We start from the raw sequence: 26,091 nt of genomic DNA, 5'->3' as shown, positions 1-26,091 counted from the left end.
AAAGCCACTTAAGGCTTTTACGAGGGTGGAATGCAAATAAGGTGTCAAAGACCCGATTTTCCCTTTACTCATCAAATCCACCTCTCAAACTTTTTCTTTATTCTATCACAAAAAAATGAGATAGGCAAACAAAAGTTCGAAAAAAGCATTGACAAACATTTGTTCTTTTGATATTCTAATACCAGAACAAATGTTTGATATATTGATGTCGGGGGAATTTACAATGAAAAGTAAAAAGAGAAAAAGAGAAATGTATATTAAGAAATTTACGGCGGTGGTTATATCTCTTGCCTTAGTTGGTACTTTAAACATAGTTTATGGCAGTCAAATTACTGCAAAAGGCTCTGAAAATGCCTTGAAAAAATATTATAAGAGTGTAGAAATTGAGGCGGGCGATACCTTGTGGGATTTAGCTCAAAAGCATAAAGGTGATGCTGATATTAGAGATTATATAAATGAGATTAAGCAATTAAATCAACTTGATTCTGATACAATACATTATGAAAATTACTTGACCGTATCTTATTACGGAGAATAAATGCTATGATACAGTGTTCGCACTGATCATATATACAACTCACCCTGGGACAATGCTTATCACATTGTCCCAATTCAAATTCTTAAGTATATCTTCATAATTTTTTATAAGGATTCTTCACTATATAACCACATAATGGTAAACAATAGCAGAAAAGTAATCAGTGAAGAAATCGGAGGAAAATGATGAGTGGAGAAGATAAAAAAGGACTTTATAAGATTGCGATAACTTTAATAGTTTTAATGGTAATACTAATTATATGTAATTTTTTTCAATAAATAGAGATTGAACGAAAAGTTTATGTAATATGATAGATAAACAAATAAAAACTCCCGATAATTTTCGTATCGTGAGTTTTTATTTGTTAAAACGCTTTTATTGCACTATAATATATATGATTGATTAAAATTAAACGGGGGAAGTAAAATATGGAAAATATTTTTAAGAGTGGTACAAAACACAGTAAATTTTGTTGGGAGAATTTAGGTGATATCAAAGAAGGCAGAGGTGAGTTAGGGGAGGATATGCCAGTGCTGGTCTATCGCCTTATGCAATATACGATGCTCGATGCTTTGTCGAAGGATTTAGGAGAGGAGCAGGCCAATATTTATTTTCGCAAGGCAGGTCATTTAGCAGGGGTTGAATTTGCAAAGAATACATTGGATTTAAATGTTGATTTTGATGCCTTTGTAGCCGACCTTCAGAAAGCGCTTGAGGATTTAAAGATTGGAATATTAAGAATGGAAGCATATGACAAAGAAACAGGGGATTTGATTTTAACAGTTGGTGAGGACTTAGATTGTAGTGGAATACCTGTATCGAATGAAAATGTATGTACTTATGATGAAGGATTTATTTCGGGGATTCTTTATGCATATACAAATAAGAAATATGAAGTTAAAGAAGTTGATTGTTGGGCTAATGGAGATCGGGTTTGCCGTTTTACCGGTGCAATTCAAGAATAAATATTTGGTTGAGAAGAGGTAATAAAATGGTAAATGATACAGATATTCTTTTTGAATATTTGAAGAACTTAATGTATAACCCTAAAGAAGCCCATTTGGATTTAGCAGAATTGGGAGAGGATTTCCAACATTTAGGGCAAGGACTGTTGTATTTCGGAGAGTGTATAAATGAGCAACGGGATTTTGCAAACGCTTTGGCAAAAGGGAATTTGAGTCTGGAACCTCCTTCTCGTGAGAATGAGTTGGCGGCACCTCTTAAAGCCCTTCAGGCATCCTTGCGTCATATTACGTGGCAGTCTCAACAAGTGGCCAAAGGGGATTATGGTCAAAAAATAAATTTTATGGGTGAGTTTGCAGAAGCATTTAACACAATGATTCAGCAGTTAGATCACCGGCAGAAAGAATTAGTTGCTAAAATCGAAGAAAGCCAAAGAAAAACTGCAGCGTTGGAACAAAATAATAAATTATTAGAAGCCATGGGTGCTGGGTTGCCAGATTGGATTATTGTGGTCAATAATAAAACAAAAGAGTATATGCATTATAATCAGTCAGCCCTTTTGGCTATGGACAGCGATAAAATCGTTGAATTAGAGGTTGAAAAATTGATTCTTGATTATCTTGCACAGGAGAATCCAAATTATCACAATAAGCAGTTAAGCATAGTAAATAGCAGGACTGGAAAACGATATTTAGAGATCAATACATACAATATCCAATGGGATGAGGAGAAAGCAACTACTTTTGTTTTCTCTGATGTAAGTAAAGAGCTTGCAGAGAAAGAGCAGTTGGAAAATTATGCCTATTTTGATGAGCTTACACGATTGGATAATCGACATCGCGGTATGATGATATATCAGCAGTGGCTCGCAGAAAGAAGAGAATTTTGCCTCTGCTTTATTGATTTGGATAATTTGAAATATATTAATGATACTTTTGGTCATAATGAAGGAGATTATTACATCATTACTGCAGCTAAATTATTAAGTGGTTTGGCCAGCAAATATTCGGAGGTATTAGTTTGCCGTCTGGGTGGAGATGAATTTATGCTTTTAATTGATGAAAAGGATCCAACACTGATTGAAACGCAGCTAATCAATTTGCGAAAGAAGCTTGGGAGTAAAACACGAAATAAATCATCTAAATATCCATTCAGTTTAAGTTTTGGTATTGTTAAAATTAAAAAAAATGAAAAACGTGATGCATCAGAACTTTTAAGACTTGCAGACGAACGAATGTATCTTTACAAGCGTGCAAATAAAAATATGAAATAGAAGAAAAACCGCTTAATATAGGGCGGTTTTTAAATAGATATTAATGGCCAAAGGGGGCTTTATAAATGAAAAAGAAATCAAAGTTGGATAAAGAACTTGATAAAATAGTAAAAAAACGCAAAAAAGAAAAGGGCGTTCCTTTTGGTTTGAAAAAATATGTTTTGAACTTATATAAAAAGTTTGTGAAGACAAGTACTTTATATAAAATAATCATTATTACGGTTGTATTATATTTTATGATTGTGATATTACAAGCTATTAGATATGGTAAAATACCACAACTTTAGGAATAATACAAAGGGGGCAATTTGATGGGAATATTACAACGTGATTATATGGGTGAATCATACGAAAAGAAACAAGCAAGTAAAAAGTATTGGCAAAAAAAAAGACCGCTTAAGAAACGAATTATTTGCATTATATGGAAAGCAAAGTAAAAGCATCTTGGATAGATATAAAATCAGAAGAATAGAGAATGAACTTCGTAAAATGTCACAAAATCAACCGTCTTAAAATGACGGTTTTAAAGGGTATTGTATTGGGAAAGACATATCTGCAGAATACAATCTATACTACAAATACAGATTTTACCAATAGACATACGTATAAAAAGGTGATAAAATAGAATTACCATGTGATTAGGAGGTTTTATATATGGCAGATAAAAACAAAACATATCATGAAGAAATTGATATTAAAAACACATTACGGCTTCGAGAGGTTCTTTCTAGTTTGCCACCATTTGCAAAGGATTACTTTCGGGCAATTGAGCCAACCACATCATCTAATACAAGAATTAATTATGCATATGATATCCGGGTGTTCTTTCGTTTCTTAACAGAGGTTAATCCAGTCTATCGAAACTATGAATTGAATCAATTTAAATATACAGATTTAGATCGTATTGAGGCTGTCGATATTGAAGAATATATGGAATATCTTAAAGTTTATACCGACGATAAACAAGATTTACAGACGAATAAGGAACGTGGTCTGGCAAGGAAAATGTCCTCTTTACGTTCTTTTTACGCTTATTATTTCAAACGTGAAATGATAAAAACAAATCCAACTGTTCTGGTAGATATGCCAAAACTACATGAAAAAGCCATTATTCGTTTGGATGCAGATGAGGTGGTTGAGCTTTTGGACTTTGTAGAAAGTGCTGGATCCAAATTGTCGGGACAAGCGCTTAATTATTATGAAAAAACAAAAGAACGTGATTTGGCTATTCTAATTCTGTTATTGGGAACAGGTATTCGTGTCTCAGAATGTGTTGGATTAAATATTAAAGATGTTGATTTTAAAAATAATGGAATTACCGTAACAAGAAAAGGTGGAAACCAGATGGTTGTCTACTTTGGTGAGGAGGTTGAAAAGGCTCTTTTGAACTATATAAATGGGCAGAGAAAGCATACTACTCCTCTTCCTGGCCATGACGATGCTCTGTTTTTATCAACCAGAAAAAGTAGAATGGGTGTCCAGGCTATTGAAAATATGGTGAAGAAATATGCCAGACAAGCAACACCAAATAAAAAAATAACGCCCCATAAGCTAAGAAGCACCTATGGAACTGCGTTATACAAGGAAACAGGAGATATTTACCTGGTTGCTGATGTTTTAGGTCATAAAGACATAAATACCACGAGAAAGCATTATGCAGCCCTTGACGACGAAAGGCGCCGCCGGGCTGCATCTGCTGTAAAACTTAGAGAGTAGGGTTAATTCTTCCTGCTCTTTTCTTTTTTATATAATAGTGTGGCGATAACTAAATATACAACTCCAAATAGAAGCCAGAAAATATTTACACCGGTATTCAGTGCATACTGGCTTCCTGAAGAATTCAGTATGTAAGCACTACTAAAGTGTATAATAAGCAATAGAATGTTCAAAATAAGTAGAATCACGCCCATCAAAATACAATGAGGCAATCGTTTGTAATTACCAGAATATTTTTTGCCCATATACCCCGCCAGAATATAAACGGCATTCTTTAAGATTAAAATTACAAATGTTGTATGATAAACTGCTATAGCATCCACACCCAAAATTGCAAACAAAGAAACGATATTGATAATGGTAGAAAGCATTGCAATAGCCCCCACAATTAAAAATAAATTACTAATCATATAAAGAATTTTCTCTTCTTTCGGTATTTTATACCCTCTCTTCTCTTCTACAAGCTGATCACAATATTCGGTCTCACTTTTTCCTAAATACTGTTTAAGAGATACTCCTTGTTCTTGTGCCATTAGTGCATCTTGTGTTAATTTTGCCCTTAAAGATGAGAAATCTTCCTCGGAAAAAGAAAAACGATCAATATACTTTAGCATTTTTTCCAGAGTTTCCTGATCTTTTTTGTTTGTTAATTCACTCATTAAAATCCCCCCATTTTTTTATTTACACTAATATAATACCGTTTTATCTTCTCTATGTCTAGCAATCTGCTGAGAAAATGTTATACTGATAAAGGATTTGTTTTAAGGAGGTTTTTATGAAGTTACAAGAATTATTAAGTCATACCAGAAAAGCAGTTGATGAATATCAGATGATACAGGAGGGTGATCACATTGCAGTAGGCATCTCAGGAGGCAAAGATTCCCTTACATTGCTGTATGCGCTCCATGGATTAAAACGCTTTTATCCAAAGAAGTTTGAGCTCAGTGCCATCACAGTTGATTTAGGATATAAGGATACTGACTTTACAGAAGTCAGTAAATTGTGTGAGGAAATGAATATTCCATATAGAATCGTAAAATCAGATATTGCCAAAATTCTTTTTGAGGATCGAAAGGAAAAGAATCCTTGCTCTCTTTGTGCAAAAATGCGGAAAGGTGCTTTGAACCAAGCAATTAAAGAAATGGGGTGTAATAAAATAGCTTACGCTCATCATAAAGATGATATTATAGAGACCATGTTACTATCCCTTCTATATGAGGGTAGATTTTATTCATTCTCACCCATGACCTATTTAGATCGAATGGATTTAACTGTAATTCGTCCAATTATGTTTGTAGAAGAGTCTGACGTAATTGGTTTTAAAAATAAATATGATTTACCAGTTGTAAAAAGCCGCTGTCCTGTTGATGGGTATACAAAACGTGAATACGCGAAAAACCTGGTAAAAGAGTTAAATAAAGAAAATCCAGGAGCAAAACAAAGAATGTTTACAGCTATTTTAAATGGAGATATTAAAGGCTGGCCACAACGTGTTATTCGGACACGATGACAAAGAAACAGCACACACCTATAAAGGTATGTGCTGTTTTTTATAATGATTTATCCTTACAATTTTCTTTTGCATCAATTAAGTATTTGATTGCATCAACGGTACCATTTATACCAAGTGCTGAGCTGTTTAAACATGCATGATAGCTTTCTGCAGCACCCCATTTTTTATTGGTATAATAGTTGTAATAGCTTGCTCGCTTTTTATCAGTTTTATGAATCATTTCTTTTGCTTTACCTTCGGTCAGGTTATAAATACGAGCAATACGCTTTGTTCTGGCTTCAATTGAAGCATGGATATAAACACTGAGAAGGTTTTCATTATCGGCTAAAGCATAATCTGCACATCGGCCAACTAAAATACAAGGCTCTTCTGCAGCCATTTTCTTAATTGCATCAAACTGTGCAAGGAAAATTTTATAATTAATAGGCATATCAGAATATGCAGTTGAATACCCTAAAGAATAAGTATCCATCACTAAGGAATATAAAAAGCTGCTGGTAGGTTTTTCGTCATGAGTTTCGAATAGCTCTTCCGCAATTCCGCTTTCTTTTGCAGCGCGATCAAGCATCTCTTTATCATAGAGCTTAATCCCTAAATCCTCAGCCACCTTGTAGCCGATTTCTCTTCCTGCACTGCCAAACTGTCTTCCTATTGTAATAATTGTTTTCATACTACCACCCCTTTTCTTTGTTACTATTATAGCTGAAATATCAAAGAGTTTCCAGCAATTTTATAAAATATTCAGGAAGTGGACTGATCACTTCAATGTATTCCTTCGTACGGGGATGAACAAATCCCAATATTTTTGCATGGAGAGTTTGACCGATTAATTTGGGAAAAGGATTCTTTTTTGGTCCATATAAGGTGTCTCCAAGAAGTGGATGTCCTATGCTTTTTAGATGAACTCGTATCTGATGGGTTCGTCCTGTTTCTAAGATACATCGAATATAAGTATAATTCCCAAATCTTTTTAATACCTTATAATGAGTAATTGCGGTCCTGCTTACTCGGGCATGAGTACTCATCTTCTTTCGGTCATTGGTATCCCGGCCAATGGGACAATCAATCGTGCCTTCATCTTCCTTTATATTTCCAAATACAATAGCTTCATATTCCCGCCGTATCGTATGCTCTTTTAACTGTTGGGAAAGAGAATTATGAGCGAAATCATTTTTACAAACAATGAGTGCTCCTGTTGTATCCATGTCAATACGATGAACAATTCCAGGACGAATGTCTCCATTTATACCAGAAAGCTCGTCTTTACAGTGGTATAAAAGAGCGTTCACTAGAGTTCCGCTGCTGTGGCCAGGTGCTGGATGGACAACCATACTTTTGGGCTTATCAATCACAATAACATCTTTATCTTCATAGAGAATGGATAGTGGAATATTTTCAGGCAAAATCTCAACCTCTTTTGCTGCAGGAAACTCCACTTCTACTGTGTCACCAGAATCCAAGCGGTAATTTGGCTTAATACTGTGGCCATTTACAAGGACACAGCCCTCTTTTATTAGTCTCTGAAGAAAAGATCGGGAGGAATCGGGAAGCATCTCAGATAAAAATTTATCGATTCTTCCTTCCTCATTATCCTTTACGGTGAAGTAATTGCTCAAAATCTTCCTCCTTGTAATAAAACAAACATAAAATAATAAGTAAAATCATAGATACTGTTACATAGATATCTGCCACGTTAAATACTGGAAAATCAATCAACTTAAAATAGATAAAATCAATTACGTAACGAAGACGGATACGGTCAATGAAGTTACCGATTGCTCCAGCTAAGACAAAAACAAGTAAAATACGTAAAGGCTTCATTCTCTGAGTTAAAGGTACTCTCATTGCAAAGAAACACATAAACACAGCTAAAACAATAAATGTAAATACAAAGAAGACAAAGCCACCTTGAAAGGTTCCAAAGGCAGCGCCCCTATTTTCAACATAATCCAAAACCAATACATCTTTAATGATTGGAATTGCGTTTTGATTCTTTAAGTGGATATCAGCCAGGAGCTTCGTTACTTGATCAAGAAGAATCAAAGGAATGAGTGAAAGGATAATGCCTATATAATATTTTTTTCTCATAATCGCTCCTTTATAAATATTTTCGTATTTGTATCATTTGTCTTTTTTTCTTTGTTTCCGACAGAATGCCCAAGTACTGGACTCTGCCCATTTTTCTTAGGGTAATTAAATCTCCTTCTTTTAAAGGATGACCATTGTTGGTAACAAGCTTTCCATTTACAAAGGTTCGTCCCTCTTGAATAAACAAGGTGATTTTACTTCTGGACAAAGGAAAAGCCAGGGTAAGAACAGTGTCTAAACGAATAGAAGCAACACTTCCTTTGATTAATTCAAAAGAAGGTTCATAAGTAAAGTCTGTCTTAGTTTCCTCACGTACTATTACTGTTGTATGGCGTACTCGCGTTAATTCATCTGTGATATAAGAACTGAGCTTTTCAGAGACAAACAAAAATGTCCCTTCTTCTGCCATTATAATATCCCCAAGATTACTTCTCTCAATTCCCAAATTCATAAGAGAACCAAGATAATCTCTGTGAGAAAGGTTTTCAGCAAAGCGCTTATTTACGGGAGAAATACGTAGGATTTTAATTGGATAATTATACTCATAACAAAGAGCATCAGGTAGAAATGCAACCATCTGACGCTCTGCTAATTTATAGCCTCCAAAAGTCTTATATTGCGTAGGCAACAGAGACTTATTGATACTGTTTAAAATATGTAATTCATTTAGATTCAGAAAATCTGAAAACATCACAATATTTTTATGATAGGATACGTTTGACAATTCAATCAAACGGTTCTGTATCATTTGCTCTTCTTTATTCATCTTTAAAATCTGGTTCTCATAGAGGAATTATCAAAAGAGGTATTTAATAAATCCTGCAAATCTCCTGATATTTCCACATTATTTGGAGTTACCAAGAAAATATAATTCGAAATTTTCTGCAGATTACCACCAATTGCAAAAGCAGCTCCAGATGTAAAATCAATGGTTCTTTGTGCAATTTCCAAATCAAGACCCTCAAGATTAAGGATTACTGTTCGTCCAGTTATTAATGTCTCAGCAATTTCTCTGGAATCATCAACAGAATTTGGTTTAATCACAACAACCTCCATATTTCTGCCACGTCGAGAGCTATTTGCGGGACGCATTGGAGTAACGTTTGAATTTAAAGAACTGTTGTTGTCAACGAATTCGTCCTCTTCATCCTCGAATCTAGTTTTACTTTTTGTGCTTTTTTTATTTCCGAATAATGATTTTTTAGGTTTGTCTCCGAAGTCTTCATCCTCAAAATCATCCTCGTCATAAAAATCATCTTCGTAGTCATCATCATCTGTCATCTTAATGAAGTCTAAGAATTTATCCAGTACTCCCATAATTATTAATCTCCTATCGTCTCTTTTATTCTTCTATTTCTTCGTGTAAAGTATATTCCCGTTCTCCAAAGAGTCCTGTTCCAACTCTGACCATTGATGCCCCTTCTTCTATGGCAACCATGTAATCTCCGGTCATACCCATGGAAAGTATACTCATATCTGTATTATCAAGGTTTTTCATACTGATGTCAACAGATATTTTGCGCAGCTCCTGGAATACCCCTCTATTTTCCTCGGGATTATGAACATATGGTGCAATTGTCATCAATCCTTTTATCTCGATATGCTGAAACTGTCTGACTTCATCAAAGAAATCATCTAATTCTTCAGGATATAGTCCAAATTTACTCTCTTCTCTTGCAACATTTACCTCAATTAAAACCGGCATTCTTAAATTGTGCTTTTTCCCTTCTTTCTCTATTTCACGGGCAAGCTTAATGGAGTCAACGGAATGAATAAGGGAAACCTTATCAATAATATATTTTACTTTATTACGTTGAAGATGTCCAATCATATGCCAGCGAATGTCTTTGGGCAAGGCTTCGTATTTTTCAACAAGCTCTTGTACCTTGTTCTCACCAAAATCTCGGATTCCAAGCTGATAAGCTTCTTCCAGTTTCGGGATGGGTTTCGTCTTACTAACAGCAATTAAAGTGACATCCTCTGTGCTGCGTCCGGAATTTTTACAAGCGGCAGAGATATTCCTCTGAACCATTTGATAGAGTGTTTTAATCATTTATCATTCATTCCTTTCCCAAATTTAGAATACAACATCGTTTTCTTTTGTGGTTTTTCCGTCAAGGGCAATATGATCATAATTACTAAGTCCGTAATTGCTGCCACTTTTTACAATATAGTAATCGTCACTTTCTGTTAAAATATCAATTTTATTAAAAACCGAATACCCTTTGTTAATATTATAGACACCCTTCATAGTCGTTGTTTTTCGAAGCTTATAGGTTTCATCGGAATCGGTTTTAATTAAGGTGGAATGGGTTTTCGAGAAGCTGTTCATATCAAGATAAACTGTGCCATCTTCCTGATTTTCACCATAAATTTTTACGGAAACAAATTCCGGATTACCATTCTGAGTGTCCACTAATACGCCATCACTTTTTGAATTACCACCTTGCGTAATAAAATCTTTTGGTACAACGTAGAACTCCTTTTCTACTACAGACGTCTTGGGTATTTTGAGACCTGTCACATCTTCTAAAACCAGCTCAATATCTAAGTAACGCTCATTAAAATAACGAGTCATTCCTTTGTCGAAACTTAATATGCCGTAGTATGCATCTTCAACCGTTGCAGTTGAAAAGCTGGCAGTTGCTGAGGTTCCGTCTTTTACGAAGGTTATTTTCATGGTCTTCTTCTCACTATACTCTTTTGCCTCTTCCTCACTTAAAGGAATATAAATCTCCCAATAGTCACTGTTCAGTATTTTATAAACCGGTTGGTTAGCACTTAGCTTTTCGTTGTTCTTGAAGACGTTTTTCTTATAGTTTTTCTTTTCCATAATATCTTCGGTGAGACTATTTAAATCTATATTCTCATAACCATCAATACTATAGCTTATAACTCCATCTACAGCACTATTATAAACATCTAAGCCTTCAGCCCCGTTTTGGAGCATTTGATCTAAGAGAAGCCCCCGGCTTTGATTGGACTTATTGTCAATTGCAGAAGCAATTGTATCCTTTAAAAGATATACATCATCAAAATGTACCGAGTTGTAAGAGGATGCAAAAGACCCGACTTTTCCGTAAAGCTGAGTTTTTTCATCCTCAGAGAGACTGCCCTCCTCATCAGAAGTGTTTGTAAAGTCTAATTTTTCGTTTGAAGAGGCATACACTCTTGTGCGCACACCTACCTTGCTTCCCTCCGAGGCAAAATAATTAACATAACCTTCTCGATCAGTATTCACAATGACCTCACTACGATGTATAAAGCCAGTATAGGAAGTATCGCGATAAACACTACCCTCTCTCACTTCGTAGATTGTTACGTGCTTATTGGTTAAGAAAATAAGGATATTAAAGAAAATATAGATAAATGTGATTCCAAAAATCACAATGCCTACATTAAATCCAGTTTTTCTTTTATATGCATTTATATGTTTGATATTATTTTCCATGTTATAAATTCCTTACTTTGTCTCCCCCTAAATAGTTAAAGTCTTTTCCTTGAAAAGAACCTTGGTTCGTCATATACAGTAAAAATTCGTCCTTTAATTTCCACCAGCTGGTACCCCAGTTAGAAAAACAGGATTCTTCTTTTGGAATACGGCTAAAAAGACGTTCTATGGCTATATTTGGATTCAAATGATTTAAAAAAACCTCCAACCCTTTGAAATAGTCTTCTTTTGAACACAAAGTGAATTCCTTAGCTTCGAACATTGCTGCAAGCTTGGTTTCCCGAGCAAGATACAGGGAATGAACTTTTACAATATCCACTCCAAGAGCAGAGAGAATTTTGGCTGTTTCCACACTGTCTCGTATATTATCCCAAGGTAAATTCAGGATAATATGAGTACAAATAGCGAAGCTATATTTCTTGATTTGTAACACAGCATCTATAAATTCAGCCAGTGAATGACCACGGTTAATTTTATCTAAGGTATGGTAATTTACAGTCTGTAGTCCCAATTCAATGGTTACGTTTTTACTGTACTTCTCAGATAATTCTGCCAGGATATCAAGATATTCTAAAGAAATACAATCCGGCCGTGTAGAAATAGATATTTCTACAATATCACTTACTTGTAAGGCTTCATCTACAGATTTCTGAAAATCCATAAGGGGCATATAAGTATTCGTATAATTTTGAAAATATGCAATATACTTATTGGCTTTGTATTTTTTGTGAATATGTGCTTTTGTTCTTTCCAACTGCTCTTGAATGGAAATATTGGCTTCCATTGCTTCAAAACCAGTGCCTAAATCAGAACAGAATATGCAACCGCCATTTCCATTTTCTTTGTTGGGACAACTAACAGGCAGGTTTACAGGAAGCTTGTAAACTTTCTCCAGATATTTTTCTTTTAAGTATTCAGAGTATGGATAGAATATTCTTGCATTATTCATAATCAACACTTTCTAAAAGTCCCGTTGTAGTTTCATAACCGATATTTTTGGCTTCAGCACCTAAGGTTATAACAATATACTGTCCGTTATTGATACTATTTTGGGCAAAAGTTAAAAGACAATTTCCAGCTTCTAATGTTGTTCCGGTTTTGTTGCCTAATATTTGATAATTAGAGGGAAAAGGTATTTCTCCCTTTTTGTATAGGCTTGTGGTAGTCCATGTTACTTCCCGCTGGCTTTGATCGGCCTGTGTTATGGAAAGTGAATAAGTACTTTTTCCAGCAATTTCTGCTAATTCAGCATTTTTAAGATAAGCATTGAAAATCAAATACATATCATAAGGAGTTGTATAATGATTTTCATCATGAAGCCCATGGGAATTTATATAATGGGTTCCAGTGGCCATAAGTTCCTGGGCTTTTTTATTCATTAATTCTACGAAAGCTGTTTCGCTTCCCGCAATATGTTCTGCTATGGCTACAGCCGCATCATTTCCAGATTGCAGCATCAATCCATTAATTAAGTCCCGTAACGTTAAAACATCTCCTGAGGCTAAATAGCATAGAGAGGAGTCAGGTGATACATTTACAGCGTTCGGTGATACCGTCACGAAATCATCAAGATTTCCGTATTGGCTGGCAACTAATGCTGTCATGACTTTTGTCAGACTTGCCGGATACATTTGCTGAAAAATAGACTGACCAAACAAAACTTTTTGATTTGTTACATCAAAAAGTCCGCCACCATAAATGGTATTAACATTGGGAAAGCCTGTTTCATTTACATCACCTAACGTTACGCACAAATCCTGAAAGTTAAGTTCTGCTAAAAACAAGCTTTTATCATAGGTAGATAATTCATAGTCTACAACTACCTCTTCTGGAGTTCTTATACACCCTGTCAACAAAAAGATAAGAGTGCACAAAAGCACCAATAGATTCATTTTTTTATTTATACATTTCACGCCAGTCCAAATCTCCTCTATCCAGAGCTAAAATTACAATTTCTGCAGTAGCTAAATTTGTAGCCATTGGGATGTTATAAACATCACATAGGCGAATGACATCATTTACTTCGGGTTCATGAGGTTTTGGGTTGGTCGGTTCACGTAAAAAAATCAGAGCATCAATTTCATTTTGAGCAATCTGAGAACCCATTTGCTGTTTTCCCCCTAAAGGACCTGCTAAATACTTATGGATATTTAAATTTGTAACCTCTTCGATTAAGCGTCCAGTTGTTTCTGTTGCATATAAAGTGTGTTTACTTAAGATACCACGATACGCAATGCATAAATTTTGCATCAGTGATTTTTTTGAGTCGTGTGCAATTAAACCTATATTCATGGGTAAACCTCTCTTACTTATATTTTTTTTGTTGCAAACCAATATTTAAGACCACTCCGATTGCTAGAAATAAGCATACCAGGGATGTCAAACCATAACTCACAAAAGGAAGTGGTACACCGGTATTAGGCAATAGCTTTGTTGCAACCCCGATGTTTATAAAACTTTGAATGCCAATCCAGCCCCCTACTCCACAGCAGACTAAATATCCTGCAAAATTTGAGGCTTTTATCCCTATCAACATACATTGTATCACAATAAACAAGATTAGTGCAATAACAAGGGAACAACCTATAAAACCTAATTCTTCTCCAATAATTGCAAAAATGAAATCTGTCTGTGGTTCTGAGATGAAATTCCCGTTTTTAACAGAGGTTGTTGTGTTATTATTTAAACCTTTTCCTTGTAATTGACCGCTTCCAATTGCCATGACAGAATTATTTTGTTGGTGAGCCAGGGTGGACTCATATTTCTCCGGCTGGATAAAGGCCATTATTCTTCCACGTTGATAGTCTTTTAATAGTTTTTGATCTGGTTGAACAACAATGCTTAAAAAGATAATGGCAAGGGGGGCTAACACTAAAAGAACTCCACCAATTAGCTTGAAACTTAAGCCACCGGCCAAAATCACTGTAATTAAAATCAGGGAAATGGTTATAGTACTACTTAAACTAGGTTCGACTACGACTAAGAACAAAGGAATTCCACATAAAACAGCATATTTAAATAAAGTCCATTTTGAATTTAAGTTGTCCTTATGCTTCATAACAAATTGAGAAAAAAACAAAATGAGTAAAACTTTCGATAGTTCGGAAGGCTGAAATTGGACAAAGCCTATGTCAATCCATCGAGTAGCCCCTCCTCTTTCCACACCAAAAATAAGTACAGAAACAAGAGATAATATTGTAAATGCATAAGTAATCCAATAGAAGCTTAAAATCCATTTGTAATCAATTAAGGAGACAACAACCATAATGACAAGACCCATTGCCACCCCCATAATTTGGCGGTTTCGCAAATCAGGTCTTGCGCTGCCTACTGCTAAAATTCCAATCGTAGACAGTATTAAGATGCTGATAATAAGCAGGAATTTGTAATCTCGTAAATGATAGGACTTAAATATCATTTTATATATTCGTTTTAGTTTATCCGATTTCAATGGAAAAATCTCCTCACTTTTTAGTCTCGCTGGGCCGTGCTGGTCGTCGAGAGGTCTTTTGCTGATTTTGTCAGAATTTCTTCTTCTGATGCAATCTGATAATAGTAACGTAAGATATCGCTGGCAACTTCTGCGGTATAGGTTGAAGTATAACCATTTGCAATTCTTGTGGCAAATGCAATCTGTGGAGTATCGCTGGGAGCAAATCCAATAAAGAGTGCGTGGTCTGCATGTTCGTCACTTTGCTGAGCAGTACCAGATTTACCGGACACTGCAATACCATTGGCTTCCAGAGGACTAAAAACAGTGCTGAGTCCTTCTGTTACGACTCTTCTCATACCATTTTGAACAACACCCCAAGATTCAGATGCAATATCGGTAACACGGTTTTTTTCAACGGCATCAAAGCTTTCCACAATCTCTCCTTTTTGATCTACTACCTTATTCAAAACAGACAAATCGTATAACACGCCTCCGTTTGCAAGGGTTGTTGTATATTTGGCAAGCTGACTAGTTGTAAAGTTATTTGTGCCCTGACCAATGGCGGAAGGGACACTCATTTCGGTGGATACATGGGGTTCTGTTTCTGATATTTCGATACCGGAAGGTTCTCCCAGACCAAATTTATTTGCGTAGGTTTCTAATTTATTCGTTCCCAGTGTGCTGGAGTAATAAGTCTCAGTTTCATCTCCTGTCGCATTCTCGGTGCCATCATTGATACTGAGGCCATTTCCTTTTAGACTGAGGCGATAACCAATTTCGTTGAAAAATTCATTACAGGAATTTGCCAAGGCAGAAGTAATGTCTTGATTTCCGTGAGAACCGGGATAAATCCAACAACGGATATTGGGCTCAACTTTTTTATAAACACCATCACAAGCTACAATGGTATCCGTCGTTACAACACCCTCTGACAGCCCTGCAATGGCTGCGATAGGCTTGTAGGTAGAACCGGGAGCCGTTGCTTCCTGTGTTGCGTTGTTATAGAAAGGCTTTGCCTTATCATTTACCAGCTTGTTGTAATAAGTGGAATCCATTGTATTCGCAAGGCGGTTGTTATCGTAGCCTGGATAGGAGACACAAGCTAACACCTTGCCCGTATTTGTATCAGTCATAACAAATGAGCCGGTACAAGGCTCTAAGGCCAATTGACCAGGAGTTAACTCCAGGTTTGTAATCTTAGCAACAAAAAAATCATTGGAAGTCAGACTTCCATTATTAAGAGCCTCTACAGTTCCTTCGTCAGCAGGAAGTACACCTTGTTCATACAGAATCAAAGCCAATTGTGAACCGGATACTTCGCCAGAACGAATTAACGACTCGTAAACCAGTTTATCGAAACCATGATCTGTATTTAGTTCCGTACGTATATAGTTACTCATGCCTTCATAAAGCTCCGTGGAGTCGGAATATTTCGCTGTTTGATCTTGACTGACATTTAATTTTGACGAATCAATCCAGTTTTTGGAAATCAAATAATTCAAATAGGTATGAATGTTTATACTTCCATCCAGCCAAGCCAGATAGGTCTCGTCTTCTGTATCAATACTTTTTGCCTGTATAACCTGATCAGCAGATGTAAGCATGTTGTTGACAATATAGCTTAGATAGCCCTGAATCTCCTTGGACTGTTCGTTATACGTTCCAGAACTTGGGTCATTCAAGATTCCGGAAACAGTCTCCAGAACTTGGGCCTTTTTTACATCGAAAATTCCTTGAACTTCTTTTTCTTTCACGCCGGCGTCGTCAGAAGTAAAGTGGCGAATGTTTAAAACTTCATTTGCAATTAATGCATTATACACATCACCAATGGGGATGGGAATATCTTTACTGCTTTCTAAATTAGAACGGTCAAAATCCAGCACATTCGTAAGCTTTGATACAATAATTCCTGCCAACTCCTGTTCAAGTACGTGATAAGCCACTCTTTGTAAATCTGCATCAATGGAAAGGTATAAATCATTACCAGCCTTCGGTTCTTTTTCGGATTCGGCATCAATCACCTTCCCAACGTTATTAACGTAGATTTTATTTTCTACTTTTTCTCCCTGTAAGTAGGAATCCATTTTCTGTTCCAGTCCAGATTTCCCTACAATATCTGTTAGAGAATAGTTCTTTTTCTCTTCTTTGCTTAAAGAATTATATTCATCCGTTGAAATGTGTCCTGTATATCCAATCAGAAAGGCCATTGTTTCACTGTCGGTATAGCGTCTTAATGAGTCTTCTTTGATATCGATGCCTTGAAGGGAGCTTAAGTTTTCCATGATATCTGCCACAGTCTCGTCGGACACATCCTCCGCCATTGTAATTTCAATATATTTTTCAAAGCTGTGCAAAGCAATGGCGTAACGTATGGTGACAAGCTTTAGAACTTCTGTCTTTTCCAGCTTTTTCGTATTAATTCCATAGCCATAGGACTTATCAGTACATAGATAGTCCATCATTTCTTCGGCAGTGCTGTTTTGTTGTTCTGTGGTAAGCTTATCGATCGTAGTCAAACCATAAATATCCGCTATAAAACGAAGTCTTTGGGTTTCATCCTGGGCAACGAATTGATAGACATTGTCTTGATCCAGAAAAATCCCAAAATCATTCACCATGGAATCGCCATTACGTTCCACAATCTGAATAACAGAAGTAATGACTTTATTAATTTCTTCGTTACTGCTTTCGCCATTGTCTTCAATGGTAACAGAGTAGGATAATTCACTATAAGCCAGCAGTTTTCCATTACGGTCATAAATGTTTCCTCGCGTACCCTGGACTCTTTTGGTCTTCAATATTTGTAGTTTATAATCATCAGAATACCCTTGGCCATTTATGATTTGCAAATTAAAAATGCGGCCAAGGAGAATAGAAAACAGTATGCATATTATAATTATTATCATATAGACTCTCGTTTGAGTAAGAAACGAGAGTCCATTCCGAATTTTATTCCATAAATTAGACAAATTTGCTTGCACTCCTTTGTTCTTCTTTTGTTAGTTTTTTGTTAATATAAAGAATGATTTGATACAGTACCAAGGTAATTACTATTGTATATACAAGCTCGGGTAAAATGACATGGAGAAGATAATAAGGAAAACGGAAATCTCCCTGCAGCAGAAAGGCTGTTAAATACACCACGACTCCATACAGGAAATCACTGATGCCAATGAGGGCAAGGGGAAGCTTTATATCATCGTCAAAAAAGATACGATGGAAAAATCCATTTCCATATCCAATAAGAGTGAAAATAATTCCATCAAAGCCTAAAATATTACCAAAGGCCATATCACTTAATAAGCCACAGATAAAACCTACAAACATACCGGATTTTTTCCCTCGCATAAATCCAAAAGATGCAGTAACGATTATGAGTAAATTGGGCTTTATATGGGAAAATGAAAGAGCATCAAATACCGTTGTCTGTAAGAGAAAGCAGAGGACAATAATAATGCCTGTAATTATTTTTCTTTTCATAGCCTACTCCTTACTCTGAGTGAGTTCTTCCTTTGTAGTTGTAATGACTAAGACCTCTTGCAGTTTTGAAAAATCCACCGCTGGTGTAATATATCCAGATCGGGTTAGTTTGTTGGCATCAACATTGACTTCACTCACATATCCGATTAAGATACCCTGTAAAAAAGAAGGGCTGATGTGAGAAGTTACAATCTGCTCTCCTACCTCTACCACATTATCATTGTTGGCCAGTTTTTCGAAGGGGATTTTTCCATTGGAAAGTTCCGTTAAATCACCTCGGACCACACAAGTATCTGACGTAGATAAAATCATTCCACTTACATTGCTGGCATCATCGATAATGGAGCGCACAATGGCAGTATGGCTATTGACTTCCGTAACAATCCCAACAAGACCGGCACCGGCTAATACAGTGGCATTTTTCTTAATGCCGTCTTTGCTGCCTTTATCAATAAGAAAATCACTAAACCAATTACTTCCGTTGTTTGCAATCACTCGTGCACCCACTTTTTCATAATCCGAATAATCTTCGTCTAATTTGTAGAGATCTCGAAGTCTTTCTAATTCGAATTGATTTTGATTCAAACGAATATTCTCTGTCGTAAGCTCATTTACACGATTTTCCAATTCCTTATTTTGTTCCTTCATCTCAGCCAGTGTTTTGTAACTGTCTGAAAAATCATTCATCCAGGCACCTACGTTGCTAATTCCTTTTTGCAGAGGAACAATGGTGTAGCTTGTTAAATAGCGAATCGGAGTTTTTCCATCTGTCAGGGAATCAATTCCGACCAAAAGCACTCCTACTGCCAGGAGAATAAGCAACCAATGTTTACTTTTTATCGAATTTAAATTTCTGATTTTCATATTATCTCATCCACCTGTAGCTTTCGTTTAACATCGAATAAGCCATTTTCTTTAATTCTTTTGACATGACAATTTTGTTCAAACCACGGATCGCGGTAACACTTGGTTTTGCAGCCACTTTTGTTTTGATATTAATAGAGCGTTCGATATAATGCTCAAGGCCTTTCATATTGGCAATACCACCTGTAATATAAAGTCCATTTTCATAAATAGCCTTACGTACTTCAGGGGGCGTTCGATCCAAAAGGGAGAACATAGCGCGCACGCATTCATTTAGAGGATCTTTTATAGAAGCTCGTACCACATTGATTCCGATGTTTTTCTGCATAGGAACACCGGTAATCAAATCTCTTCCTGAGACCACCTTACCGGATAAAGTATCATCACTAAATACAGAAAATTCTTTGCGAAGCACCTCAGCAGTTCTCATTCCAATTAAAAAGTCCTGACTGCGTCGTACCAGGTTTACAATGGCTTGATCATAATGATAACCACCGATTTTAACCAATTTATTCAGAACCATACCGCCACCGGCTAATACAGAAATCTCCGTAGTCTCACCACCGAAGTTGGCAATCATAACACCGTTTGTGTTTTCTACATCAATATTAAGACCTATCGCATCGGCAATAGACCTTTCAACAATATTTACCTCTTTGGCTTTTGCATTCGAATGAATTACTAAATCAAAGAAGGCCTTCTTCTCAACTTCAGTTACATCAGTAGGAACTGCAACTACGTAGGCAGACCCTCTTGAAAAGTTCTTGTCTTTTCTCAAAAGCAAAGAAAGTAAATTCTGCATATTGTCAAATTTTGAGATAACACCCTCTTTCATGGGAAAGACAACCTCGATATTACCGGGAGTTTTTTCGTACATTTCAAAGGCGTCGTTGCCAAAAGCGAGAATATCCGTTCTATTAGAGAGGGCTAAAACCGTCTTTTCTGACCAAATTTTATCCTGTCTTTTGTCGTAAATCTTTATTTCACTGGACCCTAAATCAAGTCCGTATACATTTCGCACCACAGTTGCTCCCCTTTCTCTGTTACAGCAAGTTTTTTTGCCTGAGACTAACATAGCATTTGTCACCAATTATAATGTGATCTAAAAGATCAATTCCAATTAGTTTTCCACACTGTTCTATCCGCTTGGTAATCACAATATCCTCGCTGCTGGGAGTTGGATCTCCACTGGGGTGATTGTGAATCAGGATAATGGAAACTGCCTGAGATTTTAAAGCCTCAATAAATAATTCTCTTGGTGTTATCATACTTGCATTGACTGTCCCCTTAAAAATATCTCTCTCCCCAATAAGTCCTGCTTTTGTATTTAACATCAAGAGTTTTACTTGTTCTTGCTTTTTGTGTCGTAATTCTTCCATATAATAGCTTGCAATGGTGGAAGGATTGGTAAAACATAAAGGCTCTTTCGCTTTCGCTTGCGAGAGCCTTCTTGTAAACTCGGAAAGACACAATATCTGAACTGCTTTCACGTGACCGATGCCTTTTTTTTGAATCAAGGTTTCATAGTTATAGTGGTGAATCGATAAAATACCATCTCCAGAACCTTGATAGAGAAGGGATCGTGCCAAATCTAAAACATTGATTCCGCTGGTTCCACTTCTTAAAAGAACAGCTAGAAGTTCTGCATCTGTCAGGGCGCTGACACCGTGTTTTAGACATTTTTCATAGGGACGTTCAGACTCATGAATTCCTTTTATATTTGATTGTTTCATTATTAATTACAGACTCGTACTATCCTAGGTATCATAGCATATCTTAAAATCCTTTGCAATGAATTGTGCAATCTTGAGACCGTCCATAGCGGCAGAGGTAATGCCCCCTGCATAGCCTGCACCTTCTCCACATGGGTAAAGTCCCCGGACATTACTCTGGCCCTTTTCATCCCGTTGTATACGTACTGGAGAAGAGGTCCGGCTCTCGATTCCGGCAAGAAGTGTATCAGGTGAAGCGTAACCTTTGATTTTTTGATCAAAAGCCAAAATACCTTCTTCAATAGCATCCCCTAATTCTAGAGGGAAAATGCCTCTGACATTCCCCCATTTGATTTGGCCTTTTACAGCACCACAAAGAGAGGGACCGGTTTGGGAAGGTTTGTTTTTTTGATAATCTCCAAAGGTTTGCAATAGGACACAGCCTGTTCCCATCCTGTAGGCCTTTTCTTCTAAAGTCCGTTGAAATTCAATGCCAGCTAAGGGATGCTCGGAAGCATAGTCCTTCGGTGAAACCGTTACAATAATTGCTGCGTTTGCATAATCTCCTCCACGATCATGATAGCTCATACCATTGATTGCCAGACGTCCTTCTTCTGATGAGGCATTTACAACATAGCCACCTGGACACATACAAAAAGAATAGACTCCTCTTCTATTGGGCAGATTAGCCGTGACTTTGTAAGGGGCAGCAGGAAGTTTATCTGCCATTTCGATTCCATACTGGGAGCGGTTGATTAAAGATTGCTTATGGAGAACACGAACCCCCAGAGCAAAAGACTTCGGCTCCATACAAACCCCTTCATTGAAGAGTTGATAAAAGGTATCTCTGGCACTATGGCCAATAGCCAGGACACAGATAGAGGTTTTTATTGAATAGGTCTTATTTTCTTTGAGATTCTTTACAAGAATCTCCTCGAGACAATTGCTGGAGTTTTTGATAATGCCTTCAAATTTTTGGTTGAAAAGAACCGTACCACCAAGAGATATTATCTCCTCCCGGATTCCTTTTACAACTTCACGAAGAAGATCGGTGCCAATATGTGGCTTGTGGTCATAAAGAATGTCTTTCGGAGCACCGTGACGTACAAAAAGTTCCAATACATATCGGCCTCTTTTATCCTTATCCTTAATAAGAGTGTTCAGTTTTCCGTCGGAAAATGTTCCTGCACCACCTTCTCCAAATTGTACATTCGTAAAAGGGTCTAGTTCACCAGTTTCCCAGAAGTAATCTACGATAGCAGCTCTCTTATCTACGTCATCCCCTTGCTCGATTAAAATTGGCTGATAGCCCAAACTTGCAAGGAGGTGGGCAGAAAACAAACCTGCCGGTCCGCTCCCAATTACAACAGGAGGATGACAAAGAGGTCTCTCTCCTTCTATTTCTACAGAAAAAGGAACCTCCTTACTGACAGAAGTAACATTTGGTCCGTGAAAGTAGGATGATTTTTTTTCGTTTTTTAAGAGGACATCAATGGTATATACATAAAAGATATTCGGTTTCTTTCTTGCATCCATTGAGCGTTTACGAATTTCAAAGGAAAGAAGAAAATCTTCTTTTATTTTTAATGTTTTCAGTATTTTTTGCTTCAGTTCCTCGTCACTGTAGGTAACGGGAAGCTTTAATTGACTAATTCGAATCATACATTTCTCCCTGCAAGATTTCCTGTTGCCCAAGCCCACTGGAGGTTATATCCTCCACAAATCCCGTCGGCGTCTAAAACCTCTCCTGTGATATAAAGCCCAGGATACTGATAAGATTCCATAGTTTGAGGGTTGATTTCTTTGAGAGAAATTCCACCCTGACAAATTTGTGCGCTGTCAAAGCCTTTTGTGTCTGTGATTGTTAATTTCATTTCTTTGATATTTTTCAAAAGAACTTCCAAGTCCTTTTTGGAGATGGTTGTGTTCTTTTTGTTACCATCTATACCACTTTGCTTTAACAAAACCTTACCAACCTTTCGATGGAAAAAACCTGCCATTACATTTTCACAGGAAGTAGTCCGTGAGTGATAAAAGTATTTTGTTAATAGACGAAGGACTTCTTCTTTGGTGTACTCGGGCATAAAATCAAGAAGTACAGAAGCCCTCTTCTTTTCCCATAAGGCTTTTGAAATATGTCTGCTGATTTGAAACACTAAGATGCCAGAGATACCGTAATCAGTAATTTGAAGCTCTCCTTTGTGGGAATCACCTTCTTGCTGGTCAATCACGGAAGTAACTCTTGCATAACAGCGCGTTTTTGCAGCCGTTTTTAATGGATTGTTGGCAACTACAAGCTGTACAAGAGCGGGAAGAACGGGGACAATTTGAAGACCAAGTTTTTTTCCAAACAAGTATCCATCACCGTAACCACTTAACTTAGGATTTGCTTTGCTGCCTGATGCAATGATTATTTTATCGAAGAAAAAATTTTGTTGTTCCGTTCGAAGACAGTATCCCTGCTTAGTTCTGTCCACTGCAGTGACAGCCGCGTTACAATGAAGTACAACGCCAAGATGGTTAAGTTCCTGGGTAAAGGCATCTACCACGGTTGCAGCTTGTTCGCTTCTGGGATACGCATAGGTATCTTTTAAATGATAAAGAACACCTAGATCATTGAAAAAATCAAGGGTATCATTTGGAGAGAAAGCTTCTAATATGGAAAGGATTCTATCCCTCTCCTCGCCAAAATAAAAATTTTTATCAAAACAGAGATTTGTAAAGTTGCACCGTCCATTGCCTGTGGCGTTTATTTTACGCCCAAGTATCTCATTGCGTTCAAAAATATGAACTTCATATTGGGGATTTTTTCTTTTTGCGGAAATGGCAGCCATCATTCCAGATGCGCCGCCACCTATAATTCCTATTTTCATATAGAAACAAGCCCTCCTCTGTGGAGATATTCTAAGGACATTAAAATACCAAATTTTGCATGTGGCCAAGTAAGGCCACCTTGAAAATAGACGTTGTAAGGCGGTTTTATAGGACCGTCAGCACTTAATTCAATGGAAGAACCTTGCACAAAGGCTCCAGCAGCCATAATAACATCGCTGTCATAACCAGGCATTGGCCAGGGTTCTGGAGAAACGTAAGAGTCCACCGGGGCAGCAGCTTGGATTCCTTTACAAAAGGCGATTACTCTTTCCGGGCTATTAAGAGTAACAGCTTGAATAATATCAAAGCGGTCTTCTCTTCCATTTGGATAAACCGAAAAGCCAAGAGCCTCATAAATATTTGCTGCATAGATTGCTCCTTTTAGAGCAGATGCGACTACGGTAGGAGCTAAAAACAATCCTTGATAAAAGGATTGCATAACAGAAAGGGAAGCGCCTACTTCTTTTCCTAGTCCTGGGGCACTTAACCGATATGCACAAGCTCTTACGTACTTTTCTTTTCCGGCAATATATCCGCCAATCGGTGCCAAACCACCACCGGGATTCTTAATCAGAGAACCAACCACTAAATCTGCACCAACATCAGAAGGCTCAATATTTTCGACAAATTCACCGTAACAGTTATCAACCATGATAATGACATCTGATTTTATTGTTCGGATAAATGAAATAAGCTCGCCGATTTTTTGGACGCTAAGAGTAGGCCTTGTCTGGTATCCTTTTGACCGTTGAATGGTAATCATTTTTGTTTTTTCGTGAATGGATTTTTTGATGTTTTCGTAATCAAAATCTCCACTTTCCAGTAAATCCACCTGCCGATAGGTAATACCGTACTCAGCTAGAGAACCTTCTTCTTTTCGGATGCCAATCACACCTTCAAGGGTATCGTAAGGTTTTCCCACCGGTGAAAATAGTTCGTCTCCCGGTCTTAAATTTGCAGATAACGCGATATTAAGAGCGTGAGTTCCACAAGCAATCATAGGACGTACCAAGGCATCCTCTGTATGGAAAATGCTTGCATATACCTTTTCTAATGTGTCCCGTCCCACATCATCATAGCCATATCCACTTGCAGATTGAAAGCAAGAAACGTTTACTTTATTGTCTTGCATTGCTTTGATTACCTTAAGTTGATTGTATTCTGCAACATCATCAATTTTTTGAAAGCGATTTGTGAGCTTCTCTTCTATTTTCGTCCCAAATGTTTCTACAAGTTCGCTGATTCCAAGTTCTCTATACATAAATATTCATATCTCCTTTTAAACAAGACAAGATTGTTGCCAGAGAATCTTCATTCTTCTCAATCCAGATCACATCTTTTTTCCCATTGTGCCATGTGAGCTGTCTTTTTGCAAAATGTCTTGTGTCTCTTTTAATTAAATAGATTGCCTCTTCCAGTGTGATCTCACCTTCTAAAAAGGCTAAGATTTCTTTATATCCCAGGCCTTGCATAGAGACCATGTTTTTAGTTAATCCTAATTCTTTCAAGTGGGTAACTTCTTCAACAAGACCCTCTTCTATCATAATATCCACCCGTTTGTCAATCCGATCATAAAGAATTGCCCGTTCCATATTTAAAACAAAGTAATAATATTGATAGGGAGATTCTTTTTCTTTTTCACGCTTATTATGCTCCGAAATAGGAGAACCTGTTTCGTTGAAAAATTCCAGAGCACGAATGACTCGTTTTACATTATTAGGATGAATAATTTTCGTACTTTTTTCATCCACTTTTTTTAACATGTCAAAAAGAACTTCTTTACCCTCCTCTTTTGCAATGTTTTCTAAATAATTACGGTAAGATTTGTCTTCTTTGTTTTCTGCGAATTCCGTATCATAGAGCAATGCCTGAATATAAAATCCTGTACCGCCTACAAGAATAGGGATTTTTCCTTTTTGGTAAATCTTATCCATTGCTTCGAGTGCCATTTTTTTGAATGTCACCACATTAAAATCTTCTCTCGGATTTAAAACATCAATCAAATGATGGGGAATGCCTTCCATTTCCTCCGAGGTGATTTTGGCAGAACCAATATTCATTTCCTGATAAACTTGCATGGAATCAGCAGAGATGATTTCACCGTTTATTTTTTTTGCCAATGCAACTGAAAGTTCTGTTTTTCCAACTGCAGTTGGTCCAGATATTATAATTAAGGGTTTTTTCAT

Annotated in this window: 29 protein-coding genes; 8 read left to right on the top strand and 21 right to left on the bottom strand. The window is 36.8% G+C overall.

The window, feature by feature from the left end:
* Positions 1-223 precede the first annotated feature (223 nt).
* The 7 genes from NHH15_RS04710 to NHH15_RS04680 all read left to right on the top strand — a co-directional run bounded on the left by NHH15_RS04710 (position 224) and on the right by NHH15_RS04680 (position 4,490).
* On the top strand, positions 224-538 hold the full coding sequence (locus NHH15_RS04710; protein ID WP_262065497.1) for a LysM peptidoglycan-binding domain-containing protein: 315 nt from the start codon (positions 224-226) through the stop codon (positions 536-538).
* Positions 539-966: 428 nt separating this feature from the next.
* Entirely contained in the window at positions 967-1,503 is a 537-nt protein-coding gene (locus NHH15_RS04705; RefSeq protein WP_262065496.1) for a V4R domain-containing protein, read from the top strand.
* A gap of 26 nt (positions 1,504-1,529) precedes the next feature.
* Entirely contained in the window at positions 1,530-2,774 is a 1,245-nt protein-coding gene (locus tag NHH15_RS04700; protein ID WP_262065495.1) for a sensor domain-containing diguanylate cyclase, read from the top strand.
* A gap of 65 nt (positions 2,775-2,839) precedes the next feature.
* On the top strand, positions 2,840-3,061 hold the full coding sequence (locus tag NHH15_RS04695; protein WP_262065494.1) for a hypothetical protein: 222 nt from the start codon (positions 2,840-2,842) through the stop codon (positions 3,059-3,061).
* 24 nt (positions 3,062-3,085) lie between these two features.
* The gene (locus NHH15_RS04690) at positions 3,086-3,211 is read left to right on the top strand and encodes a hypothetical protein (protein ID WP_262065493.1); all 126 of its coding nucleotides are present in this window, start codon (positions 3,086-3,088) and stop codon (positions 3,209-3,211) included.
* A 38-nt stretch (positions 3,212-3,249) separates the two neighbouring features.
* Positions 3,250-3,399, top strand: a complete 150-nt coding sequence (locus tag NHH15_RS04685; RefSeq protein ID WP_262065492.1) for a hypothetical protein — start codon at positions 3,250-3,252, stop codon at positions 3,397-3,399.
* Between the two features lie 29 nt (positions 3,400-3,428).
* On the top strand, positions 3,429-4,490 hold the full coding sequence (locus tag NHH15_RS04680; RefSeq protein ID WP_262065491.1) for a tyrosine-type recombinase/integrase: 1,062 nt from the start codon (positions 3,429-3,431) through the stop codon (positions 4,488-4,490).
* Positions 4,491-4,492: 2 nt separating this feature from the next.
* Here the strand turns inward: NHH15_RS04680 and NHH15_RS04675 are convergent, their stop codons facing one another.
* Positions 4,493-5,149 carry a hypothetical protein gene (locus NHH15_RS04675; protein WP_262065490.1) on the bottom strand — a complete coding sequence of 219 codons (657 nt, stop codon included), beginning with the start codon at positions 5,147-5,149 and terminating at the stop codon, positions 4,493-4,495.
* A gap of 116 nt (positions 5,150-5,265) precedes the next feature.
* Here NHH15_RS04675 and NHH15_RS04670 point away from each other — a divergent pair, with 116 nt between their 5' ends.
* Positions 5,266-6,000, top strand: a complete 735-nt coding sequence (locus tag NHH15_RS04670; RefSeq protein ID WP_262065489.1) for a tRNA lysidine(34) synthetase — start codon at positions 5,266-5,268, stop codon at positions 5,998-6,000.
* 40 nt (positions 6,001-6,040) lie between these two features.
* Here the strand turns inward: NHH15_RS04670 and NHH15_RS04665 are convergent, their stop codons facing one another.
* The 20 genes from NHH15_RS04665 to miaA are packed head-to-tail and all read right to left on the bottom strand — an operon-like array spanning position 6,041 to position 26,091.
* The gene (locus NHH15_RS04665; RefSeq protein ID WP_262065488.1) at positions 6,041-6,673 is read right to left on the bottom strand and encodes a cytidylate kinase-like family protein; all 633 of its coding nucleotides are present in this window, start codon (positions 6,671-6,673) and stop codon (positions 6,041-6,043) included.
* Positions 6,674-6,713: 40 nt separating this feature from the next.
* The gene (locus NHH15_RS04660) at positions 6,714-7,619 is read right to left on the bottom strand and encodes an RluA family pseudouridine synthase (RefSeq protein WP_262065487.1); all 906 of its coding nucleotides are present in this window, start codon (positions 7,617-7,619) and stop codon (positions 6,714-6,716) included.
* Entirely contained in the window at positions 7,591-8,091 is a 501-nt protein-coding gene (gene lspA / locus NHH15_RS04655; RefSeq protein ID WP_262065486.1) for a signal peptidase II, read from the bottom strand. The genes NHH15_RS04660 and lspA overlap by 29 nt, the downstream gene beginning before the upstream one ends.
* 10 nt (positions 8,092-8,101) lie before the next feature.
* Entirely contained in the window at positions 8,102-8,857 is a 756-nt protein-coding gene (locus tag NHH15_RS04650) for a YlmH family RNA-binding protein (RefSeq protein WP_262065485.1), read from the bottom strand.
* A gap of 2 nt (positions 8,858-8,859) precedes the next feature.
* Positions 8,860-9,408: a cell division protein SepF gene (locus tag NHH15_RS04645; RefSeq protein ID WP_262065484.1), complete on the bottom strand. Its 549-nt coding sequence runs from the start codon at positions 9,406-9,408 to the stop codon at positions 8,860-8,862.
* A 25-nt stretch (positions 9,409-9,433) separates the two neighbouring features.
* Positions 9,434-10,144: a YggS family pyridoxal phosphate-dependent enzyme gene (locus tag NHH15_RS04640; RefSeq protein ID WP_262065483.1), complete on the bottom strand. Its 711-nt coding sequence runs from the start codon at positions 10,142-10,144 to the stop codon at positions 9,434-9,436.
* Positions 10,145-10,168: 24 nt separating this feature from the next.
* Positions 10,169-11,542, bottom strand: a complete 1,374-nt coding sequence (locus NHH15_RS04635) for a biotin/lipoyl attachment domain-containing protein (RefSeq protein WP_262065482.1) — start codon at positions 11,540-11,542, stop codon at positions 10,169-10,171.
* Position 11,543: 1 nt separating this feature from the next.
* Entirely contained in the window at positions 11,544-12,491 is a 948-nt protein-coding gene (gene mnmL / locus NHH15_RS04630) for a tRNA modification radical SAM protein MnmL/YtqA (protein WP_262065481.1), read from the bottom strand.
* Positions 12,484-13,455, bottom strand: coding sequence for a D-alanyl-D-alanine carboxypeptidase family protein (locus NHH15_RS04625; RefSeq protein WP_262065480.1), 972 nt, complete (start codon positions 13,453-13,455; stop codon positions 12,484-12,486). Before NHH15_RS04625 ends, mnmL begins: the two co-directional genes overlap by 8 nt.
* The gene (gene mgsA, locus NHH15_RS04620; protein ID WP_262065479.1) at positions 13,439-13,834 is read right to left on the bottom strand and encodes a methylglyoxal synthase; all 396 of its coding nucleotides are present in this window, start codon (positions 13,832-13,834) and stop codon (positions 13,439-13,441) included. The genes NHH15_RS04625 and mgsA overlap by 17 nt, the downstream gene beginning before the upstream one ends.
* Positions 13,835-13,847: 13 nt before the next feature.
* The gene (locus NHH15_RS04615; RefSeq protein ID WP_262065503.1) at positions 13,848-14,960 is read right to left on the bottom strand and encodes an FtsW/RodA/SpoVE family cell cycle protein; all 1,113 of its coding nucleotides are present in this window, start codon (positions 14,958-14,960) and stop codon (positions 13,848-13,850) included.
* A 53-nt stretch (positions 14,961-15,013) separates the two neighbouring features.
* Positions 15,014-17,881 carry a penicillin-binding transpeptidase domain-containing protein gene (locus NHH15_RS04610; RefSeq protein ID WP_262065478.1) on the bottom strand — a complete coding sequence of 956 codons (2,868 nt, stop codon included), beginning with the start codon at positions 17,879-17,881 and terminating at the stop codon, positions 15,014-15,016.
* Positions 17,882-17,936: 55 nt separating this feature from the next.
* Positions 17,937-18,455: a rod shape-determining protein MreD gene (mreD, locus tag NHH15_RS04605; protein ID WP_262065477.1), complete on the bottom strand. Its 519-nt coding sequence runs from the start codon at positions 18,453-18,455 to the stop codon at positions 17,937-17,939.
* 3 nt (positions 18,456-18,458) lie between these two features.
* Positions 18,459-19,319 (bottom strand): rod shape-determining protein MreC, encoded by an 861-nt coding sequence (gene mreC, locus NHH15_RS04600; protein ID WP_262065476.1) that lies wholly within the window; start codon positions 19,317-19,319, stop codon positions 18,459-18,461.
* A 1-nt stretch (position 19,320) separates the two neighbouring features.
* Positions 19,321-20,343, bottom strand: a complete 1,023-nt coding sequence (locus tag NHH15_RS04595) for a rod shape-determining protein (RefSeq protein WP_262065475.1) — start codon at positions 20,341-20,343, stop codon at positions 19,321-19,323.
* Between the two features lie 19 nt (positions 20,344-20,362).
* A complete protein-coding gene (gene radC / locus NHH15_RS04590; RefSeq protein ID WP_262065474.1) occupies positions 20,363-21,052 on the bottom strand; it encodes a RadC family protein in 690 nt (229 codons plus the stop codon).
* A 24-nt stretch (positions 21,053-21,076) separates the two neighbouring features.
* Positions 21,077-22,693: an NAD(P)/FAD-dependent oxidoreductase gene (locus NHH15_RS04585; RefSeq protein ID WP_262065473.1), complete on the bottom strand. Its 1,617-nt coding sequence runs from the start codon at positions 22,691-22,693 to the stop codon at positions 21,077-21,079.
* Positions 22,690-23,904: a BaiN/RdsA family NAD(P)/FAD-dependent oxidoreductase gene (locus NHH15_RS04580; RefSeq protein ID WP_262065472.1), complete on the bottom strand. Its 1,215-nt coding sequence runs from the start codon at positions 23,902-23,904 to the stop codon at positions 22,690-22,692. Before NHH15_RS04580 ends, NHH15_RS04585 begins: the two co-directional genes overlap by 4 nt.
* Entirely contained in the window at positions 23,901-25,166 is a 1,266-nt protein-coding gene (locus NHH15_RS04575) for a methionine gamma-lyase family protein (protein ID WP_262065471.1), read from the bottom strand. Before NHH15_RS04575 ends, NHH15_RS04580 begins: the two co-directional genes overlap by 4 nt.
* Positions 25,159-26,091 (bottom strand): tRNA (adenosine(37)-N6)-dimethylallyltransferase MiaA, encoded by a 933-nt coding sequence (miaA, locus tag NHH15_RS04570; protein ID WP_262065470.1) that lies wholly within the window; start codon positions 26,089-26,091, stop codon positions 25,159-25,161. Before miaA ends, NHH15_RS04575 begins: the two co-directional genes overlap by 8 nt.

Source organism: Aequitasia blattaphilus, from assembly GCF_024721305.1.
In the GTDB taxonomy this organism is placed as follows: domain Bacteria; phylum Bacillota; class Clostridia; order Lachnospirales; family Lachnospiraceae; genus Aequitasia; species Aequitasia blattaphila.
Note: the sequence above shows the minus strand (reverse complement) of the source record. Positions and strands in the feature narration are given on the sequence as shown.

What these genes read in the sequence shown, in the direction of transcription:
- NHH15_RS04585 (WP_262065473.1), bottom strand. Translation starts at nt 22,693, where the DNA reads ATGATTCGAATTAGTCAATTAAAGCTTCCCGTTACCTACAGTGACGAG.
- NHH15_RS04580 (WP_262065472.1), bottom strand. Translation starts at nt 23,904, where the DNA reads ATGAAAATAGGAATTATAGGTGGCGGCGCATCTGGAATGATGGCTGCC.
- NHH15_RS04640 (WP_262065483.1), bottom strand. Translation starts at nt 10,144, where the DNA reads ATGATTAAAACACTCTATCAAATGGTTCAGAGGAATATCTCTGCCGCT.
- NHH15_RS04665 (WP_262065488.1), bottom strand. Translation starts at nt 6,673, where the DNA reads ATGAAAACAATTATTACAATAGGAAGACAGTTTGGCAGTGCAGGAAGA.
- mgsA (WP_262065479.1), bottom strand. Translation starts at nt 13,834, where the DNA reads ATGAATATAGGTTTAATTGCACACGACTCAAAAAAATCACTGATGCAA.
- NHH15_RS04700 (WP_262065495.1), top strand. Translation starts at nt 1,530, where the DNA reads ATGGTAAATGATACAGATATTCTTTTTGAATATTTGAAGAACTTAATG.
- NHH15_RS04710 (WP_262065497.1), top strand. Translation starts at nt 224, where the DNA reads ATGAAAAGTAAAAAGAGAAAAAGAGAAATGTATATTAAGAAATTTACG.
- NHH15_RS04675 (WP_262065490.1), bottom strand. Translation starts at nt 5,149, where the DNA reads ATGAGTGAATTAACAAACAAAAAAGATCAGGAAACTCTGGAAAAAATG.
- NHH15_RS04690 (WP_262065493.1), top strand. Translation starts at nt 3,086, where the DNA reads ATGGGAATATTACAACGTGATTATATGGGTGAATCATACGAAAAGAAA.
- NHH15_RS04695 (WP_262065494.1), top strand. Translation starts at nt 2,840, where the DNA reads ATGAAAAAGAAATCAAAGTTGGATAAAGAACTTGATAAAATAGTAAAA.
- NHH15_RS04705 (WP_262065496.1), top strand. Translation starts at nt 967, where the DNA reads ATGGAAAATATTTTTAAGAGTGGTACAAAACACAGTAAATTTTGTTGG.
- radC (WP_262065474.1), bottom strand. Translation starts at nt 21,052, where the DNA reads ATGAAACAATCAAATATAAAAGGAATTCATGAGTCTGAACGTCCCTAT.
- NHH15_RS04575 (WP_262065471.1), bottom strand. Translation starts at nt 25,166, where the DNA reads ATGTATAGAGAACTTGGAATCAGCGAACTTGTAGAAACATTTGGGACG.
- NHH15_RS04610 (WP_262065478.1), bottom strand. Translation starts at nt 17,881, where the DNA reads ATGATAATAATTATAATATGCATACTGTTTTCTATTCTCCTTGGCCGC.
- NHH15_RS04635 (WP_262065482.1), bottom strand. Translation starts at nt 11,542, where the DNA reads ATGGAAAATAATATCAAACATATAAATGCATATAAAAGAAAAACTGGA.
- NHH15_RS04615 (WP_262065503.1), bottom strand. Translation starts at nt 14,960, where the DNA reads ATGATATTTAAGTCCTATCATTTACGAGATTACAAATTCCTGCTTATT.
- NHH15_RS04645 (WP_262065484.1), bottom strand. Translation starts at nt 9,408, where the DNA reads ATGGGAGTACTGGATAAATTCTTAGACTTCATTAAGATGACAGATGAT.
- mreC (WP_262065476.1), bottom strand. Translation starts at nt 19,319, where the DNA reads ATGAAAATCAGAAATTTAAATTCGATAAAAAGTAAACATTGGTTGCTT.
- NHH15_RS04670 (WP_262065489.1), top strand. Translation starts at nt 5,266, where the DNA reads ATGAAGTTACAAGAATTATTAAGTCATACCAGAAAAGCAGTTGATGAA.
- lspA (WP_262065486.1), bottom strand. Translation starts at nt 8,091, where the DNA reads ATGAGAAAAAAATATTATATAGGCATTATCCTTTCACTCATTCCTTTG.
- miaA (WP_262065470.1), bottom strand. Translation starts at nt 26,091, where the DNA reads ATGAAAAAACCCTTAATTATAATATCTGGACCAACTGCAGTTGGAAAA.
- NHH15_RS04685 (WP_262065492.1), top strand. Translation starts at nt 3,250, where the DNA reads ATGAACTTCGTAAAATGTCACAAAATCAACCGTCTTAAAATGACGGTT.
- NHH15_RS04650 (WP_262065485.1), bottom strand. Translation starts at nt 8,857, where the DNA reads ATGAATAAAGAAGAGCAAATGATACAGAACCGTTTGATTGAATTGTCA.
- mreD (WP_262065477.1), bottom strand. Translation starts at nt 18,455, where the DNA reads ATGAAAAGAAAAATAATTACAGGCATTATTATTGTCCTCTGCTTTCTC.
- mnmL (WP_262065481.1), bottom strand. Translation starts at nt 12,491, where the DNA reads ATGAATAATGCAAGAATATTCTATCCATACTCTGAATACTTAAAAGAA.
- NHH15_RS04680 (WP_262065491.1), top strand. Translation starts at nt 3,429, where the DNA reads ATGGCAGATAAAAACAAAACATATCATGAAGAAATTGATATTAAAAAC.